At 65.4% G+C, this 17,211-nt stretch carries 18 protein-coding genes and 1 pseudogene; 13 read left to right on the top strand and 6 right to left on the bottom strand.

From position 1 onward, the window contains the following. The first annotated feature begins 71 nt into the window (after window positions 1–71). The 3 genes and pseudogenes from guaA (at window position 72) to XaplCFBP3123_RS07615 (ending at window position 2,316) form a co-directional block, all read left to right on the top strand. Entirely contained in the window at window positions 72–1,637 is a 1,566-nt protein-coding gene (guaA, locus tag XaplCFBP3123_RS07625) for a glutamine-hydrolyzing GMP synthase (protein ID WP_104533500.1), read from the top strand. A gap of 299 nt (window positions 1,638–1,936) precedes the next feature. Further along, window positions 1,937–2,074 (top strand): annotated as a pseudogene (locus XaplCFBP3123_RS21675) (Arm DNA-binding domain-containing protein); the annotation flags it as partial. 14 nt (window positions 2,075–2,088) lie between these two features. Further along, window positions 2,089–2,316 carry a hypothetical protein gene (locus XaplCFBP3123_RS07615; protein WP_253254179.1) on the top strand — a complete coding sequence of 76 codons (228 nt, stop codon included), beginning with the start codon at window positions 2,089–2,091 and terminating at the stop codon, window positions 2,314–2,316. A 29-nt stretch (window positions 2,317–2,345) separates the two neighbouring features. Here the strand turns inward: XaplCFBP3123_RS07615 and XaplCFBP3123_RS07610 are convergent, their stop codons facing one another. Further along, window positions 2,346–3,275 carry a LysR family transcriptional regulator gene (locus tag XaplCFBP3123_RS07610; protein ID WP_104533499.1) on the bottom strand — a complete coding sequence of 310 codons (930 nt, stop codon included), beginning with the start codon at window positions 3,273–3,275 and terminating at the stop codon, window positions 2,346–2,348. A gap of 116 nt (window positions 3,276–3,391) precedes the next feature. Here XaplCFBP3123_RS07610 and XaplCFBP3123_RS07605 point away from each other — a divergent pair, with 116 nt between their 5' ends. The 3 genes from XaplCFBP3123_RS07605 to XaplCFBP3123_RS07595 are packed head-to-tail and all read left to right on the top strand — an operon-like array spanning window position 3,392 to window position 6,216. Continuing rightward, window positions 3,392–4,582, top strand: coding sequence for a serine hydrolase domain-containing protein (locus tag XaplCFBP3123_RS07605; protein ID WP_104533498.1), 1,191 nt, complete (start codon window positions 3,392–3,394; stop codon window positions 4,580–4,582). Between the two features lie 20 nt (window positions 4,583–4,602). Beyond that, entirely contained in the window at window positions 4,603–5,829 is a 1,227-nt protein-coding gene (locus tag XaplCFBP3123_RS07600) for an MFS transporter (RefSeq protein ID WP_104533497.1), read from the top strand. 12 nt (window positions 5,830–5,841) lie between these two features. Then, a complete protein-coding gene (locus tag XaplCFBP3123_RS07595; protein WP_216361729.1) occupies window positions 5,842–6,216 on the top strand; it encodes an MFS transporter in 375 nt (124 codons plus the stop codon). Window positions 6,217–6,292: 76 nt separating this feature from the next. Here XaplCFBP3123_RS07595 and XaplCFBP3123_RS21495 read toward each other — a convergent pair whose 3' ends face one another. Together XaplCFBP3123_RS21495 and XaplCFBP3123_RS07590 are read right to left on the bottom strand one after the other, a co-directional pair. Continuing rightward, on the bottom strand, window positions 6,293–6,442 hold the full coding sequence (locus XaplCFBP3123_RS21495; RefSeq protein ID WP_172453144.1) for a hypothetical protein: 150 nt from the start codon (window positions 6,440–6,442) through the stop codon (window positions 6,293–6,295). Window positions 6,443–6,469: 27 nt separating this feature from the next. Then, window positions 6,470–7,816, bottom strand: coding sequence for an Nramp family divalent metal transporter (locus tag XaplCFBP3123_RS07590; protein WP_104533496.1), 1,347 nt, complete (start codon window positions 7,814–7,816; stop codon window positions 6,470–6,472). 144 nt (window positions 7,817–7,960) lie between these two features. Between XaplCFBP3123_RS07590 and mntR the strand changes: the two genes are divergently transcribed. The 3 genes from mntR (at window position 7,961) to orn (ending at window position 9,595) form a co-directional block, all read left to right on the top strand. Next, entirely contained in the window at window positions 7,961–8,428 is a 468-nt protein-coding gene (mntR, locus tag XaplCFBP3123_RS07585) for a manganese-binding transcriptional regulator MntR (protein ID WP_024939187.1), read from the top strand. Window positions 8,429–8,430: 2 nt separating this feature from the next. Then, complete coding sequence (gene tadA, locus XaplCFBP3123_RS07580; RefSeq protein ID WP_104533495.1) at window positions 8,431–8,940, top strand: tRNA adenosine(34) deaminase TadA; 510 nt, start codon at window positions 8,431–8,433, stop codon at window positions 8,938–8,940. A gap of 70 nt (window positions 8,941–9,010) precedes the next feature. After that, window positions 9,011–9,595, top strand: coding sequence for an oligoribonuclease (gene orn, locus XaplCFBP3123_RS07575; RefSeq protein ID WP_104533805.1), 585 nt, complete (start codon window positions 9,011–9,013; stop codon window positions 9,593–9,595). A 189-nt stretch (window positions 9,596–9,784) separates the two neighbouring features. Here the strand turns inward: orn and XaplCFBP3123_RS07570 are convergent, their stop codons facing one another. After that, window positions 9,785–10,747, bottom strand: a complete 963-nt coding sequence (locus XaplCFBP3123_RS07570; RefSeq protein ID WP_104533494.1) for a mechanosensitive ion channel family protein — start codon at window positions 10,745–10,747, stop codon at window positions 9,785–9,787. Further along, on the bottom strand, window positions 10,747–13,125 hold the full coding sequence (ppsA, locus tag XaplCFBP3123_RS07565; RefSeq protein ID WP_104533493.1) for a phosphoenolpyruvate synthase: 2,379 nt from the start codon (window positions 13,123–13,125) through the stop codon (window positions 10,747–10,749). The genes XaplCFBP3123_RS07570 and ppsA overlap by 1 nt, the downstream gene beginning before the upstream one ends. A gap of 142 nt (window positions 13,126–13,267) precedes the next feature. Here ppsA and ppsR point away from each other — a divergent pair, with 142 nt between their 5' ends. The 3 genes from ppsR (at window position 13,268) to XaplCFBP3123_RS07550 (ending at window position 15,344) form a co-directional block, all read left to right on the top strand. Beyond that, window positions 13,268–14,089, top strand: coding sequence for a posphoenolpyruvate synthetase regulatory kinase/phosphorylase PpsR (gene ppsR / locus XaplCFBP3123_RS07560; RefSeq protein WP_104533804.1), 822 nt, complete (start codon window positions 13,268–13,270; stop codon window positions 14,087–14,089). A gap of 192 nt (window positions 14,090–14,281) precedes the next feature. Further along, a complete protein-coding gene (locus tag XaplCFBP3123_RS07555; RefSeq protein ID WP_104533492.1) occupies window positions 14,282–14,791 on the top strand; it encodes a DUF1249 domain-containing protein in 510 nt (169 codons plus the stop codon). A gap of 64 nt (window positions 14,792–14,855) precedes the next feature. Beyond that, the gene (locus XaplCFBP3123_RS07550) at window positions 14,856–15,344 is read left to right on the top strand and encodes an NUDIX hydrolase (protein WP_104533491.1); all 489 of its coding nucleotides are present in this window, start codon (window positions 14,856–14,858) and stop codon (window positions 15,342–15,344) included. 330 nt (window positions 15,345–15,674) lie between these two features. Here XaplCFBP3123_RS07550 and XaplCFBP3123_RS07545 read toward each other — a convergent pair whose 3' ends face one another. Further along, window positions 15,675–16,436 (bottom strand): 3-hydroxybutyrate dehydrogenase, encoded by a 762-nt coding sequence (locus XaplCFBP3123_RS07545; RefSeq protein WP_104533490.1) that lies wholly within the window; start codon window positions 16,434–16,436, stop codon window positions 15,675–15,677. Between the two features lie 82 nt (window positions 16,437–16,518). Between XaplCFBP3123_RS07545 and XaplCFBP3123_RS07540 the strand changes: the two genes are divergently transcribed. Then, window positions 16,519–17,181 carry a CDP-alcohol phosphatidyltransferase family protein gene (locus XaplCFBP3123_RS07540; protein WP_172453143.1) on the top strand — a complete coding sequence of 221 codons (663 nt, stop codon included), beginning with the start codon at window positions 16,519–16,521 and terminating at the stop codon, window positions 17,179–17,181. Window positions 17,182–17,211: the final 30 nt, after the last annotated feature.

The raw sequence follows: 17,211 nt of genomic DNA, 5'->3' as shown, positions 1-17,211 counted from the left end.
CGGGAATCGATGAACCAGCGTCTGCGCCGCTTTGCCCATTCCCGATTCCCCGTTCCCGATTCCCGGCGCCAATGACCAATATCCATAGCGACAAGATCCTCATCCTCGATTTCGGCGCGCAGTACACCCAGCTGATTGCGCGGCGTATCCGCGAGATCGGGGTGTATTGCGAGATCTGGGCCTGGGATCATGACCCGTCGGAGATCGCCGGCTTCGGTGCCAAGGGCATCATCCTGTCCGGTGGTCCCGAGTCGACTACCTTGCCGGGTGCGCCGGTCGCGCCGCAGGAAGTGTTCGACAGCGGCTTGCCGGTGTTGGGCATCTGCTACGGCATGCAGACGCTGGCTGCGCAGCTGGGCGGCGCCACCGAGGCGGCGGATCAGCGCGAATTCGGTCATGCCGAGGTCGATGTGGTGGCCGCCGATGCCTTGTTCGCAGGGTTGACCGACCATGCCGGCGCGTCGCGCCTGAATGTGTGGATGAGCCACGGCGACCACGTGTCGCAGGTGCCGCCGGGTTTCACCGTCACCGCAGTGACCGACCGTATTCCGGTGGCGGCGATGTCCAACGAGGACAAGCGCTGGTACGGCGTGCAGTTCCACCCCGAGGTCACCCACACGCTGCAGGGCCAGACCTTGCTGCGCCGCTTCGTGGTCGATGTCTGCGGCTGCCAGACGCTGTGGACGGCGGCCAACATCATCGACGACCAGATCGCGCGCGTGCGCGAGCAGGTTGGCGATGACGAAGTGATCCTTGGCCTGTCCGGCGGCGTAGATTCGTCGGTGGTCGCCGCGCTGCTGCACAAGGCGATCGGCGACAAGCTGACCTGCGTGTTCGTCGATACCGGCCTGTTGCGCTGGCAGGAAGGCGACCAGGTCATGGCGATGTTCGCCGAGCACATGGGCGTGAAGGTGATCCGGGTCAACGCGGCCGACCGCTACTTCGCCAAGCTGGAAGGCGTCAGCGATCCGGAAGCCAAGCGCAAGATCATCGGCAACCTGTTCGTGGATATCTTCGACGAAGAATCCAGCAAGCTGGCCAATGCCAAGTGGCTGGCGCAGGGCACGATCTATCCGGACGTGATCGAGTCGGCCGGCAGCAAGACCGGCAAGGCACACGTGATCAAGAGCCACCACAACGTCGGCGGCCTTCCCGAACACATGAAGCTTGGCCTGGTCGAGCCGCTGCGCGAGTTGTTCAAGGACGAAGTGCGCCGCCTCGGTGTCGAACTCGGCCTGCCGCGCACGATGGTGTATCGCCATCCGTTCCCCGGTCCCGGCCTGGGCGTGCGCATCCTGGGCGAAGTGAAGCGCGAATACGCCGAACTGCTGGCCAAGGCCGATGCGATCTTCATCGACGAGCTGCGCAAGGCCGATCTATACGACACCACCAGCCAGGCGTTCGCGGTGTTCCTGCCGGTGAAATCAGTGGGCGTGGTCGGCGATGCACGCGCCTACGAATGGGTCATCGCGCTGCGCGCGGTGGAAACCATCGACTTCATGACCGCGCACTGGGCGCACCTGCCGTACGATTTCCTCGGCACGGTCAGCAACCGCATCATCAACGAATTGCGCGGCGTCTCGCGCGTGGTGTACGACATCTCCGGCAAGCCGCCAGCGACGATCGAGTGGGAGTGATTTGACGTCCTTCGAGGACTATCGTCAGCTATCGAAGTTTGTCGTAACGTGTTGATTTTATAGATAAATACGTCATAGCATCCATCGGTGGCTATCGCCGGCTAGCAAAACACCTTGACGGTGGCGTTGGCGGTAAGAATCGAGGCCGGATTAAGACACTCTCGTTCACTATTGAGATTTCTACCGTCTTTGACGGTAAAAATCTTCTCGGGAAGGCTCGTTTTACGCGGCTTTCCGAGCATCAGCAGGCCTCCAGGTCCCTGACGGTAAACGCCGTCGAAAGCCGGAGGAAAACCTCGATGCCGACCGACGCTGCACTGCGAAATCCGAAGCCTAAGTCCAAGATGTATAAGGCTTCTGACAGAGACGGGATGTACGTGACGGTATCGCCCAGCGCTACCGTCACCATCCGCTACGACTACAGGCTCCACGGCCGCTGCGGCCGGGCAACGTGGACATCGCTTCCACGATCAACGTGTCGGCCGCCAACGCCGGTATCGCGCTCGGCGCCTTCATCGGCGGACGGGTGGCGGATTCCAGGCTTGGGCTGGGGGCAACACCGTGGGTTGGCGCCATCATGGTCGGTGCCGGTCTGCTGCTGACCTTGCGGAGCGGCTGGCTGGACCGCAGAGAGACGGGTGCAGGTTCAGTGCTCTGCAACGCTGTTCGAGAGCACTGAACTTTGGAGGCGGCATGGGCCACGCCTCGTTATCGACTGCGTTGACCTCTGGGGCTCGGGGTCTTGCTCTTGGTGTTCGGAAACACCCTCGCGCTCAGGAAGTCCACCAGCGTCCGCACCTTCGGCGAGGGGTGCTTGCTCGCAGGCCAAAGCACGTGGAAGACGCCGCCACGCTCCCCATGGTCAGCAAGGATGGGTTGAAGCCGGCCATCGGCTAACGGCTCGCGGATGGCGAAGTCCGGCAAATAGGCGATCCCCAGTCCTTGCAGCGCAAAGCACACGCGCGTCTCGATGTTGTTGCAGATCATCGAGGTGGGCAATTGCAGTTCGGGTGCGCCAGGTTCCTGCCGCAGCGCCCAAGTCTCCAGTTTGCCGCTGTTGGGGAAGCGGTAGTGCAGGCAGGCGTGCAGCAGAAGATCGGCAGGTACTTGGGGTGTCCCCCGCAGTTGCAGGTAGCCAGGCGAGGCGACCAGCACCGAGCGGAAGGTGCCCAATCTGCGCGCCGTGAGGCGAGAGTCGGTCGGCTCGCCCGTGCGTACCACCGCGTCGAAGCCCTCTTCGATCACATCGACCATGCGGTCGGTGAAGTCCAGGTCCAGTTCGATCTCGGGGTACTCGCGCATGAACTCGCCGAGTACCGGCAGCACCAGCGAGCTGACCAGCGGCAGGCTCACCCGCAGTCGCCCGCGCGGTGCTGCTGTGGCTTGCGACAACTCCAGTTCCGCCGCCTCGATCTCGGCCAGGATGCGGCGGCTGCGTTCCAGGAACAGCGTGCCCTCGGCGGTCAGCGTGACGCTGCGCGTGCTGCGGTGGAACAGGCGCACCCCCAGCTTCTCCTCCAGGCGTGCCACGCTCTTGCCGACGGCCGAGGCCGACACGCCTAGCAGCCGGCCGGCGGCGACGAAGCTGCGCGTCTCGGCTACCTGCACGAACACCACGAAGCCGTTCAGGCTGTCCATTCCACGCCTCGATTACGGACACATGGGTCCGCACACAAAGGAACTGTAGCCTGCTTTTTCTTTAATCGCAGGGTTTCTATCCTCCAGGCTTCACTCATCGAGGCGAACGAGTTGCCATGACGACTCCCCCACTTTTCCTGCGCCAAGGCGTTGCGCCGGCGCACCTCACCACGCGCATTCACAACATCGTGCAGCAGGTGCTGGACGACCAGCGGCTGGTCGGTGCCGTCGTCCTCGTAGCGCGTGACGGCGAACTGATCCACCAGCAGGCCGCCGGCTTCGCCGACCGCGAAAGCGCGCGGCCGATGACCTTGGAGGCAGTGTTCCGGCTGGCCTCGGTGAGCAAGCCCATCGTCTCCGCTGCGGCCCTGGCGCTGGTAGCGCAAGGCCGGCTCGACCTGGACGCGGGCATCGCGCGCTGGTTGCCCGAATTCCAGCCCCGGCTGGCCGACGGCCGCCCGGCCCGCATCACTGTGCGGCAACTGCTCAGCCATACGGCCGGTCTCGGCTACCGCTTCTTCGAGGCCGATGCAGCCGGCCCCTACGCACGGGCCGGTGTTTCGGACGGCATGGATGCGTCCGGCATCAGCCTGGAGGAGAACCTGCGCCGCCTCGCCAGCGTGCCGCTGCTGTACGAACCGGGCACGGCCTGGGGCTATTCACTGGCGACGGACGTGCTGGGCGCGCTGATCGCGCGCGCCCACGGCACGCCGCTGGACGAGGCGGTGCGCCAACTCGTGACCGGCCCGCTGGGCATGGTCGACACGGGCTTCGTCGTGCGCGATCCCCAGCGCGTGGCGACCGCCTATGTGAACGACGCGCCGCAGCCGCATCGGCTGGCCGAGGGTGAGACGGTCTCGGCCTTCGAGGGCGCCATGGGCATCACCTACAACCCCTCCCGCATCTTCGATCCGCAGGCATTTCCTTCGGGCGGCGCGGGCATGGCGGGGACGGCGCAAGACCTGCTGCGCCTGCTGGAAGCCTTGCGCCAAGGCCGCGGTGCGTTTCTGCCCGACGAATGGATCGCGGAGATGGCGCGGGATCAAACGGCCGGTCGGGAACTGCCCGATGCGCCGGGCTCCGGCTTCGGACTGGGGTTCTCGGTCTTGCGCGACCCGGTGCTGGCCGCTTCCCCCGAATCGGCAGGCACCTGGCGCTGGGGCGGTGTCTACGGCCATTCCTGGTTCGTGGACCGGGCGCAGGGCCTGAGCGTCGTGGCCTTTACAAACACGCTGTACGAAGGCATGTCCGGCCGCTTCGTCACCGACCTGCGCGATGCCGTCTATGGCGCGCTGGAGGTGCGGTGATGACGATTCCCTCTGCACGGATGAGCACCACTGCCCATGACCGCCTGCCGCTGGCGTCGCTGCTGGCCTTGGCGATGGCGGCCTTCATCACCATCCTGACCGAAGCGCTGCCGGCCGGTCTGCTGCCGCAGATGGCGCAGGGCCTGATGGTGTCCGAGGCCTGGGTCGGGCAGACCGTGACGATCTACGCCATCGGTTCGCTGCTGGCGGCGATTCCGCTGACCGCCGCCACGCAGGGCGTGCGCCGCCGCCCGCTGCTGCTGGCGGCCATCGCCGGCTTCGTCCTCGCCAATACCGTCACGACGTTCTCCGGGAGCTATGTCCTGACGATGGCGGCGCGCTTCCTCGCGGGCGTGTCGGCCGGGCTGCTGTGGGCGCTGCTGGCGGGCTACGCCGCGCGCATGGTGCCCGAGAACCAGAAAGGGCGCGCCATCGCCATTGCGATGGTCGGCACGCCGCTGGCGCTGTCGCTGGGCGTGCCGGCTGGCACCTTCCTTGGCAATCTGGTCGGCTGGCGGATGTGCTTCGGCATCATGAGCGCATTGGCGCTGGTGCTCATGGTTTGGGTGCGCGTCCAGGTGCCGGACTTCGCCGGGCAGGCAGCGGGCAAGCGGCTGCCGCTGGGCCGTGTTTTCACCATCGCCGGCGTGCGCCCGGTGCTGTTCGTGGTGCTGGCCTTCGTGCTGGCGCACAACATCCTCTATACCTACATCGCGCCGTTCCTCGCGGCGGCGGACATGGCCGAGCGCACGGACCTGGTGCTGCTGGTGTTCGGCGTGACCTCGCTGCTGGGCATCTGGATCATCGGCGTGCTGATCGACCGCCATCTGCGTGCGCTGACGCTCGCCAGCACCGTCGGGTTCGGCCTGTCCGCGCTGGCGCTGGGTGTCGCGGGCGATGCGCCTGTCGTGGTCTATGCAGCCGTCGCCGCCTGGGGACTGGCCTTCGGCGGCGCGGCGACGCTGTTCCAGACGGCGCTGGCCAAGACGGCGGGCGAAGCGGCGGATGTCGCGCAATCCATGCTGGTCACCGCCTGGAACACGGCGATTGCCGGTGGCGGCATCGTCGGCGGCGTGCTGCTCGAACGCCTCGGCGTCGGCGCGTTCGCACCGGCCTTGCTGGTGTTGCTCGCGGCGACGCTGGTGGTGGTGTGGGCGGCCAGGCGGCATGGCTTTCCCGCTCCAGCGGGTACAGCGGGGTCATGCCCGGCAACGACGCCCGATCGACAGACAGAGGCGCAGCCATAAACGGCGCGCGCACTGTTCTTCATCGCGCTGGGGCTGTTTGGCCTGTATGCCGTCGAGTTCGGCGTGGTCGACATCCTGCCGGCCATCGTCCAGCGTCACGGCATCAGCGTGGCCCAGGCCGGATGGCTGGCCGCGCTGTTCGCGGGTGTGGTCGCGGAGTGCGGGCCGGCCATGGTGCTGTGGCTGTCGCGCTTCTACCGGCGCAAGGTACTGGCCGGTTCGCTGCTGGTTTTCAGTCTGTGCAGCCTGCTGTCGGCCTGGGCGCCCAGCTTCGGGGTGCTGATGGCGCTGCGCGTGCCGTCGGCCCTTCTGCATCCGGTGTTTCTTCTCGGTGGCCTTCGCTGCGGCGGTGTCGCTGTACCCGGCCGAACTGCTATCGCTCGGTGAATTGCAGGTCATGCAGGCGAATCACAGAGAGGCCCTGTCTAATGCGCAAGTGGCGTCCAGGAATGCTTTACAGGAATCAAGTGACGTTCAACGCGCATGCGAGCCCTTGGCCGCACGCCTGTCGATCAATCTTCCAGACAGTGCCGAAGCGCTCGCGAAGCTGGTCCAAAGGCAGATTTCCGACATAGAAGCCGCGCTCGGAGCTCGCCACGCGTTCATCGGCCATGAACTTCTGCGCTTCCCGCATGCCGCGTCAATGCAGCGCGGTATCCCACAGCAGCTTCAGGTTCAAGCCGACGATCAGCGCCGCAATGACCCAGGCGATGCGCACCAGCCAAGGCGGTGCCACCAGCGCGCCCATCAGGTCGCGATCCGACACGAAGCGCACCAGCGGGATCACCGCAAACGGCAGCTGCATCGACAACACCACCTGGCTCAGCACCAGCAGCCGCGCGGTTCCGGCCTCGCCATACAGCCAGGTCACGATCACCACCGGCACGATCGCGATGCCGCGCGTCAGCAGGCGGCGCAGCCACGGCGGCAAGCGCAAGTGCAGAAAGCCTTCCATCACGATCTGCCCGGCCAGCGTGGCGGTGACAGTGGAATTGACGCCGGAGGCGAGCAGCGCGACCGCGAACAGGGTCGCGGCCAGACCCACGCCTAGCATCGGCGCGAGCAGGGCATGGGCCTGTTCGATTTCCTGCACATCGGTGCGGCCCTGCGCATGGAAGACCGCCGCCGCCAGGATCAGGATCGCGGCATTGATGAACAACGCGAACATCAACGCCACGGTGCTGTCGGTCACCGCCCAGCGCAGTGCCGACTTGCGGCCCATATCGGTGCGCGGATAGGCGCGTGTCTGCACGATCGACGAATGCAGGTACAGGTTATGCGGCATCACCGTCGCACCGATGATGCCGATCGCCAGATACAGCGCGCGCGGGTCGGTGACCACTTGCGCACGCGGGATGAAGCCGCCCAGCACGGCCGCGATGGGCGGTGCCGCCAGCGCGATCTGGATGCCGAAGCACACGGAGATGATCAACAACAGCGCGATCACGAACGCTTCCAACGTGCGAAAACCGCGATTCATCAGCAACAACACCAGCACCACATCCACCGCGGTGATGATGGCGCCCACGGTCAGCGGAATGCCGAACAACAGTTTCAGCGCGATGGCGGTGCCGATCACCTCGGCCAGATCGCAGGCGATGATCGCCAGCTCACAGATGCCCCACAGCGCCACATTCACCCCGCGCGGGTAACGCGCCCGGCAGGCCTGTGCCAGATCCAGCCCGGTCGCGATGCCCAGCCGTGCCGACAGGCTCTGCAGCACGATCGCCATCAGGTTGGACAGCAGGATCACCGAGAGCAGCAGATAGCCGAACTGCGAGCCGCCGGCCAAGTCGGTGGCCCAGTTGCCCGGGTCCATGTACCCGACCGACACCATGTAGCCCGGGCCCAGAAACGCCAGCAGCCGGAACCACCAGTGGCCGCCCTTGGGTACGGCGACGCTGGCGTGGTGATCGCCCAGCCCGCCAGTGGCCGCAGCCGGCGAGGGGAGGGGCGAGGCTGCGTGAGGACGGAGATCGACGGACATGCGGAGCAGGCTGGCTGGGAGTCGTGCCGATGATATAGCACTTGCTATGCTGTTGAGCATTGGCAATCTGAATCGTAATGATCGGCTGCGTGCTTCAAACTACGCATCCCGGCACTGGCGCCGGACGTGACGACGGGGATGAGGGTGGGCAAGAGCGAAAAGCTGGAAGCAGCCGCGCCGGCGCTGATCGACGCGCAGGTGCACATGGAGAGCTTCCGTCAGGTGCGCGAAGCGCGCCGCGCCGAGCTGGTCGAGGACTACGTGGAACTGATCTCCGATCTGCTGGTCGACGGCGGCGAGGCGCGTCAGGTCGATATCGCCGCGCGCCTGGGTGTGGCGCAGCCGACCGTGGCCAAGATGCTCAAGCGGCTGGTGCGCGACGGCTGGGTGGTGCAGCGCCCGTATCGCGGGGTGTTCCTGACCCCGGCCGGCGAGGCGCTGGCGGCGTCCAGCCGGCAGCGCCACCAGATCGTCGAGCGCTTCCTGCTCGCCCTGGGCATCGACGAGGCCACCGCGCGCCGCGACGCCGAAGGCATCGAGCACCATGTCAGCGAAGCCACCGTCGCCGCGTTCGCCGCCTTCCTGGATCGCCAGGGCGGCAGCGCCGCGTGAGCATGCAGGTGGAGACATCGGTCGACGCGGCGCAGGCGCGCATCGACCAACAGTGGATGCAACGCGCCCTGCAACTGGCCGAGCGTGCCGAACGCGACTTTGACGAGATCCCGGTCGGCGCGCTGCTGATCGATGCGCAGGGCAACGTGCTGGGCGAGGGCTGGAATTTCAACATCGCCAGCCACGATCCCAGCGCGCATGCCGAGATCATGGCCATGCGCGAGGGCGGCCGCCGGCTGTGCAATCATCGGCTGATCGGCTGCACGCTGTATGTCACCCTGGAGCCGTGCGCGATGTGCGCGATGGCGATGATCCACGCGCGTATCGCACGGGTGGTGTTTGCCGCCAGCGACCCCAAGACCGGCGCATGCGGCAGCGTGTTCGACCTGCCCGCCGACCCGCGCCACAACCACCGCGTGCAGGTCAGCGGTGGCGTACTGGCCGCCGAGGCAGGTCTGCGGCTGACCAACTACTTCAGGGCCAAGCGTGGCAAGTCGCCCCTCGCGCCCTGAGCGGCGCGGCCGCGGTATGATGCGCGCCCTTCAGCATCTGGCCGGCGACGGCCCTCCACAGGACGGCGACATGGCAGACACCCTTGCAGGCAACGACCGACTGATCTGGATCGATCTGGAAATGACCGGCCTGGATACCGATCGCGATTCCATCATCGAGATCGCCACCATCGTGACTGATGCGCAGTTGAACGTGCTTGCCGAAGGGCCCGAACTGGCCATCGCCCATCCGCTTGCGACGCTGGAAGCCATGGACGAATGGAACCGCAATCAGCACCGCCGTTCGGGTCTGTGGCAGCGCGTGCTCGACAGCCATGTCACCCATGCCCAGGCCGAAGCGCAGACCGTGGCCTTCCTGAGCGAGTGGATCCGCGCCGGCGCCTCGCCGATGTGCGGCAATTCGATCTGCCAGGACCGCCGCTTCCTGCACCGCCAGATGTCGCGCCTGGAGCGCTACTTCCATTACCGCAACCTGGACGTGTCCACCATCAAGGAACTGGCACGGCGTTGGGCGCCGACGGTGGCCAATGGTTTTGCCAAGAGCTCGGCCCACACCGCCCTGAGCGATGTGCGCGATTCGATCGACGAACTGCGCCACTACCGCCAGTTCATGGGTGCGCTGGGTGGCGATTCCCAGGCCGACGTGCAGGGCTGAGCGCTGGTCACGGCTTCGTTGCACTTTGTTGGCGTGTTGACGGTGTCCAATGCGAACGGCGCGCGGCCGTGCGTCGGGCAGCGTTAGCCACTGACCGCATAGTTAGACGCACACTGTTGCGGTGCATCCAACAAAAAGGCCGCATCGTTCGATGCGGCCTTTTGCTTTTCCACCATGCCATCCAGCGTATCAGCGCGCCAGCGACGGCCCCTTGCTCAGATCGCCATCGTCGGCGATGCCCTTCAGCAACAGATCGGAGATCGGCTTGCCGTCGGCATCGTGGTGATACACGTGCAGGTCGCGCTGCGGATACGGGATATTGAGCCCGTTCTCCAGCAATTGGTTGCGGATCTGTTCCAGCGTGGCGCTCTTGGCCGCGCCGAAATTGCCGTTAGTCGCATAGGCGAACAACATCAGGTCCACCGTGCTTTCGCCCAGATTGGTGACCTGCACGAACGGTGCCGGCGACTCCAGGATGTTCGGATTGTCCTTGGCGATCTGCAGCAACAGCTGCTGGGCTTTTTTCAGATCGTCGCCGTAACCCACACCCACGGTCACTTCCAGGCGCCGGTTGGGCAGGGTGCTGTAGTTGACGATCGGCGAGGTGGTGATCGTGCTGTTGGGCAGGGTGATCATGCGCTCGTCGAACGAGCGGATCCGGGTCTGGAAGATCCGGATCTCGTCGACGATGCCTTCCTGGCCGGCAATCACCACGTGGTCGCCATCGCGCATTGGCCGCAGCACGATCAGCATCACGCCTGCAGCGATGTTGGACAGCGAATCCTTCAACGCCAGGCCGACCGCCAGGCCGGCCGCACCCAGCACCGCGATCAGCGAGGTCGGCGGCACGCCGATCTTGCTCAACGCACTGACGAACACCAGCACCAGCAACAATGCATATAACACATTGCGCAGGAAGTTGGTCAGCGTGATCTCGATGCGCGCGCGGGTCAGCGCGCGATGCAGCCACTGGCTGAGTTGCTTGGCCAGCCACATGCCGACCACCACGATCAGCAGCGCCAACCCCCAGTTGAGCGCGTACTGCGCCCACGGGATATTTGCCCAGTTGAACGCCGGCTCCGCCGCCTTGGCCGCCACCGGCCTTGCGGCGACGGCTCCAGCCGCCGCCGCCACTGCACCCAGCATACCCATCAGCTCTCGCTCTTCAGCTTGGCCAGACGCAGCCAGGTGTCGACCACGGTGTCAGGATTCAGCGACACCGACTCGATCCCTTCCTGCATCAGCCACTCGGCCAACTCCGGGTGATCCGACGGCCCCTGGCCGCAGATGCCCACGTACTTGCCCTTGGCGCGCGCCGACTTGATCGCCATCGACAGCAGCTTCTTGACCGCCGGATTCCGCTCGTCGAACAGGTGCGCCACGATCGACGAGTCGCGATCCAGACCCAGGGTCAGCTGGGTCAGGTCGTTGGAGCCGATCGAGAAGCCGTCGAAGATCTCCAGGAATTCGTCGGCCAGCAACGCATTGGACGGCAGCTCGCACATCATGATGATCTTCAGGCCGTTCTCGCCCTGTTTGAGCCCGTTCTGCTCCAGCACCTCGATCACCTTGCGGCCTTCTTCCAGCGTACGCACGAACGGAATCATCACCCAGAGATTGTCCAGGCCCATTTCGTTGCGCACCTTCAGTACCGCCTTGCACTCCAGCGAGAAGGCCTTGGTGAAGGACGGATCGACATAGCGGCTGGCGCCACGGAAGCCGATCATCGGGTTCTCTTCGTGCGGCTCGTAACGCGAGCCGCCGATCAGGTTGGCGTACTCGTTGGACTTGAAGTCCGACAGGCGCACGATCACCGTGTTCGGCGCCACCGAGGCGGTCAGCGTCGCGATGCCCTCGGCCAGGCGATTGACGTAGAAGCTCACCGGATCGCCGTAGCCGGCGGTCTTGGCGTCGATCTTCTTGCGGACGTCGGCGTCCTGCTTGTCGTATTCCAGCAGCGCGTTGGGATGGATGCCGATATGCGCGGCGATGATCATTTCCAGGCGTGCCAGGCCGATGCCGGCGTTGGGCAGCTGGCCGAAGTCGAACGCGCGCTCCGGGTTGGCCACGTTCATCATGATCTTGAGCGGGGCAGGCGGCATGTTGCCCAGGTCGGTGGTGGTGCGCTCGAACGGCAGCAGGCCGTCGTAGATGAAGCCGGTATCGCCCTCGGCGCAGCTCACCGTCACTTCCTGACCGTCGCTGATCACATCGGTGGCGTTGCCCGAGCCGACCACGGCCGGCACGCCGAGCTCGCGCGCGATGATCGCCGCGTGGCAGGTGCGGCCGCCGCGATTGGTGACGATGGCCGAGGCCCGCTTCATCACCGGCTCCCAATCCGGATCGGTCATGTCGGCGATCAACACGTCGCCGGCCTGCACGCGATTCATATCGTCTAGCGAGCGCACCACGCGTGCCACGCCGCTGCCGATCTTGGCGCCCACCGCACGGCCTTCGACCAGGATCTTGGCATCCTTGGCTTCCAGCGAGAAACGCTCGATCTGCGTGGCATGGCTGCGCGACTTCACGGTCTCAGGGCGCGCCTGTACGATGAACAGCTTGCCGCTGACACCGTCCTTGGCCCACTCGATGTCCATCGGGCGGCCGTAATGCTTTTCGATCACCAGCGCCTGCTTGGAGAGCTCCTGCACGTCTTCGTCACTGATCGAGAAGGTGCTGCGCAGTTCCACCGGCGTGTCTTCGGTGCGTACGCGTTCGCCGGGCACATCGGAGTAGACCATGCGGATCGCCTTGCTGCCGAGCGAGCGGCGCAGGATCGCCGGCTTGCCCGCGGTCAGCGTGGGCTTGTAGACATAGAACTCGTCCGGGTTGACCGCGCCTTGCACGACCATCTCGCCCAGACCGAAGCTTGAGGTGACGAACACCACATCGCGGAAGCCCGATTCGGTGTCCAGGGTGAACAGCACGCCGGCCGCACCGACGCCCGAGCGCACCATCAACTGCACGCCGGCCGACAGGAACACGTCCTCGTGCTTGAAGCCATGATGCACGCGATAGGCGATCGCGCGATCGTTGTAGAGGCTGGCGAACACTTCCTTGACCTTGTGCACGACATCGTCGGCGCCGGTGACATTGAGGAAGGTTTCCTGCTGACCGGCGAACGACGCATCCGGTAGATCTTCGGCAGTGGCCGACGAACGCACCGCCACGGCCACCTCGCCACCGCCGTTTTCCGCGCATAGCTGTGCGTACGCGGTGCGGATATCGCGGTCCAGTTCCGGCTGCAGCGGCGCATCGATCACCCAGCCGCGGATCTCCTTGCCGGCGATGGTGAGGGCGGTGACATCTTCGACATCCAGCGTTGCCAGCTTGTCGAAGATGCGCTTGGACAGATCGTTATGCGCGATGAAGTCCTTGAAAGCCTCGGCAGTGGTCGCATATCCACCGGGAACCGAAACGCCAAGCCCGGCCAGGTTGCCGATCATCTCGCCGAGCGAGGAATTCTTACCACCTACGCGGGCCAGATCGGCCAGGCGCAGCTCATGCAACCACAGGATATTCTCGTTCAAGCGCGATGCTCCGTATGGCCATCGCCCGAGCGGGCTGGATGGCCGCGTCCGTAGGAAGAAGCCGCTATGATGCAGTGCACAGCGGAATCTGCACAAGCATGAACCCGTAAGTTTTGGACACCAGTTCAAAGAGGTGGTCTTGATGTCAACAATTCGGCCGGTGTTCTACGTCTCCGATGGAACCGGTATCACCGCTGAAACGATTGGGCATAGCCTGCTCACGCAGTTCAGCGGATTCAACTTCGTCACCGACCGCATGTCGTTCATTGATGATGCAGAAAAAGCGCGCGATGCGGCGCTGCGCGTGCGCGCGGCAGGCGAGCGGTACCAGGTGCGGCCGGTGGTGGTCAATTCCTGCGTCGATCCCCAACTGAGCATGATCCTGGCCGAAAGCGGCGCCTTGATGCTGGATGTGTTCGCTCCCTTTATCGAGCCGCTGGAGCGCGAGCTCAATGCGGCGCGGCATTCGCGCGTGGGGCGTGCGCACGGCATGGTGGACTTCGAAACCTATCACCGCCGCATCAACGCGATGAACTTCGCGCTGAGTCACGACGACGGCATCGCACTCAATTATGACGAGGCCGACGTCATCCTGGTGGCGGTGTCGCGGGCCGGCAAGACGCCGACCTGCATCTACCTGGCATTGCATTACGGCATCCGCGCCGCCAACTATCCGTTGACCGAGGAGGATCTGGAAAGCGAGCGCCTGCCGCCACGCCTGCGCAATTACCGCGGCAAGTTGTTCGGCCTGACCATCGACCCGGAGCGCCTGCAGCAGATCCGCCAGGAGCGCCGCGCCAATTCGCGTTATAGCGCGGCAGAAACCTGCCGGCGCGAGGTGGCCACCGCCGAGCGCATGTTCCAGATGGAGCGCATTCCGACCCTGAGCACCACCAATACCTCAATCGAGGAGATTTCCAGCAAGGTGTTGTCCACGCTGGGGCTGCAACGCGAGATGTTTTGAGGCGGGGAGTGGTTTGGCGGGATTGGGGGCGCGCGTGGCGTATTCACGATCCAGGGCTGCCGTCACGCATCGCGGTCGGTCGGCAAGCGTCAAGCAAATAAAGCGGGCGGGGCAGTGCTCCGCCAAGGTAGGCCTGCCGGTGGCCGGTCGTCAATGCTGCCCGTGCGGCAGCGCAGCGTGTAGGATCGGTCCATGGCGCAAGCACTGAGTAAACTCGAACGCATCCCCAAGTTGAGCCGGTTCGGCTGGCTGATGGGGTTGTACGCAGAAAACTTCCGGCACCTGACCCGGCTGTTCGCGCCGGCCGACCTCGCTCCCGGCTCCTACGTATCGTCGATCGGCGACGGCCTGGACCTGCGTCTGGACGTGATCGAATGTCACCGCTACACAGTCGAGCTGCGGCTGACCTACGACCTGTGCGACCCGGTGACCGGCGAGCCGGACCCGTCGGCCTATGTACGGCTGTACCGCGATGCCCGCCAGGCCGAGACCACCCATTGCTATGTCGGCCGTCGCTGGCAGGACGTGATGGGCATGTTCCCGCCACCGGCCGAATTGATCAGCCATCGCATGCGCATGAACACGTTCCTGGGCAAGTGGCTGGACTATCTGGCCGAGCGCGGCCATGGCGTGGCCACCTTGCGTCTGGATACCGATGACGTCGCGCCACCGCGCCGCGGCTCGCAGGCCGCCGTCGGCTGAGGCTGCGCCACGCCGCTTGCGCGGCATCGGTCATACTGATGCGCTCGATGCCGGATCGCCCGCAATGCCCTATACCCCCATCGTCGCCACGCTCGGCTACCTGTTGTCGCCCGATGGCACACAGGTGTTGATGATCCATCGCAATGCCCGTCCCGGCGATCAGCATCTGGGCAAATACAACGGGCTCGGCGGCAAGGTGGAGCCGGACGAAGACGTGCTGGCCGGCATGCGCCGCGAGATTCGCGAAGAGGCCGGCGTGGAGTGCGGCGACATGCAACTGCGCGGCACCATCAGCTGGCCGGGCTTCGGCAAGCACGGCGAAGACTGGCTGGGCTTCGTGTTCCTGATCCGCAACTTCGAAGGCGAGCCGCAGGCTTCCAACCCGGAAGGCACGCTGGAATGGGTGGCGATCGAGCGCATGGACCAAGTGCCGATGTGGGAAGGCGACCGCAATTTCCTGCCATTGGTGTTCGATGGCGACCCGCGCCCGTTTCATGGGGTGATGCCGTATCGCGACGGGCGCATGCAGTCGTGGACGTATTCGCGCATCTGAGTGGCGATCCAGCCAGGCGCAGCCGTCAGGCGAGCGCGGCCGCTGTTGTTGGCCAATGATCGCTGGTGTTTTCAGCCCCTGCGGGCCTTTTCTTGTCTCCACTAGACCGCATAGCGTCGGTCTAGCGACGGCAATGCACGTAAGACAAGGTTAGCGAGCGCAAGCGTAAGCCAGCGCTGCACGATGCGCCGACATTCCAGCCGGATTGCGCTTCCACGCACTTCTCCACACCCGCTGTGGATGGATTCTTCGCAGGTCTGTGGACAACTGCGCTCGCGCCTTGCGGCGCAAGGTCGCTACGTCGGCTGGTGAAAATTTCGCCAGCCGTGCTTACTGCGCGGTCCAGCCGCCATCGATGGCGATCGCCTGCCCGGTGATGTTGCGCGCAGCATGCGACATCAGGAACGCGACCGTGCCGGCGAGTTCGTCGTAGTCGATGAAGGCGCCCTTGGGCATCGGCTTGAGCATCACATCGCGGATCACCGCCTCTTCGGCGATGCCGCGCGTGCGCGCCTGGTCGGCGATCTGGCGCTCCACCAGCGGGGTGCGCACGTAGCTCGGGCACAGCGTGTTGACGGTGATGTCGCAGTCGGCGGTCTCCAGGGCGATGACCTTGGCCAGGCCGACCAGGCCGTGCTTGGCAGCGACATATGCACTCTTGTAAGGACTCGCGACCAGCGAGTGGATGCTGCCGATATTGACGATGCGCCCGTAGCCGGCCGCACGCATGCCGGGCAGGACTGCGCGGCCGAGCCGGGCGGCGCCGGTCAACATCACATCCACCAGCAAGGCCCAACGCTGCATCGGGAAGTCCTCCAGCGCCGACACCTGCTGCAGCCCGGCATTGTTGACCAGCACCTGCGGCGCACGCGTCGCGCATGCCAATGCCTGCGCGATGCTGTGATCATCGGTAACGTCCAGCGCCAGCGCTTCGGCCGAACCGCCGGTCGCGCGCAGGCCCTGCGCCGTGCGTTCGGCCGCCGCCAGGTCCATGTCGCTGACCATCAGATGGTGGCCGCCGGCAGCCAGCTCGGTGGCGATACCGGCGCCGATGCCGCTGCCTGCGCCGGTGATCAGGATGCTGCGCTTCATGCTGTCCTCGTCATTGATCGTGCCCGGCCGGAGCGGCCGCGTCGATCGCCAGACTAGCCCATGGCGCGAAACGGTCGCCTGCATGGCGTGCGCGCGTTACCCTTTGTGCCTTGCACTTCTCAGGTTCCGCATGAAACGCCATTTCTCGATGCTGCGCGATTTCCAACTTGCGGACTGGTTCACCCTGGCCAACGCTTTCTGCGGCACCGGCGCGGTGTTCGCGTCGATGCGCTTCCTGCAGGAAGGCCATCGCGGCGACCTGTTGCTGGGCATGGCGCTGATCCCGCTGGCGTTCGTGTTCGACGCGCTGGACGGGCATGTGGCACGCTGGCGCAAGGCGTCCTCGACGCTGGGCCGCGAGCTGGATTCGCTGGCCGACGTGATCTCGTTCGGGGTGGCGCCGGCGGCGCTGGGCTATGCCTGCGGCATGCGCGGCGGCTGGGATTGGCTGGTACTGAGCTATTTCGTCTGCTGCGGCGTGAGCCGGCTGGCGCGCTACAACGTGACCGCCGAAGAGATCGCCGGCGAGGCCGACAAGGTGCCGTACTTCGAAGGCACCCCGATCCCCACCAGCCTGCTGTTGGTGATCCTGCTGGCGGTCGCTGCCAGCAGTGGCCATATCGGCCAGACCTTGTGGTGGGGCCAGTGGCAGCTCGGGCCGTGGCAGTTCCACCCGTTGGTGCTGCTGTTTGCGGTGTCCGGCTCGCTGATGATCAGCAAGACGCTGCGGATCCCCAAACCCTGACCGATACAGCCGGGCACACGCGGTAGGATG

The sequence above is a fragment of the Xanthomonas arboricola pv. populi genome, from assembly GCF_002939945.1.
Taxonomy (GTDB): Bacteria; Pseudomonadota; Gammaproteobacteria; order Xanthomonadales; family Xanthomonadaceae; genus Xanthomonas; species Xanthomonas arboricola_A.
The sequence above is the reverse complement of the archived record's forward strand: the minus strand, read 5'-3'. Positions and strand labels throughout refer to the sequence as shown.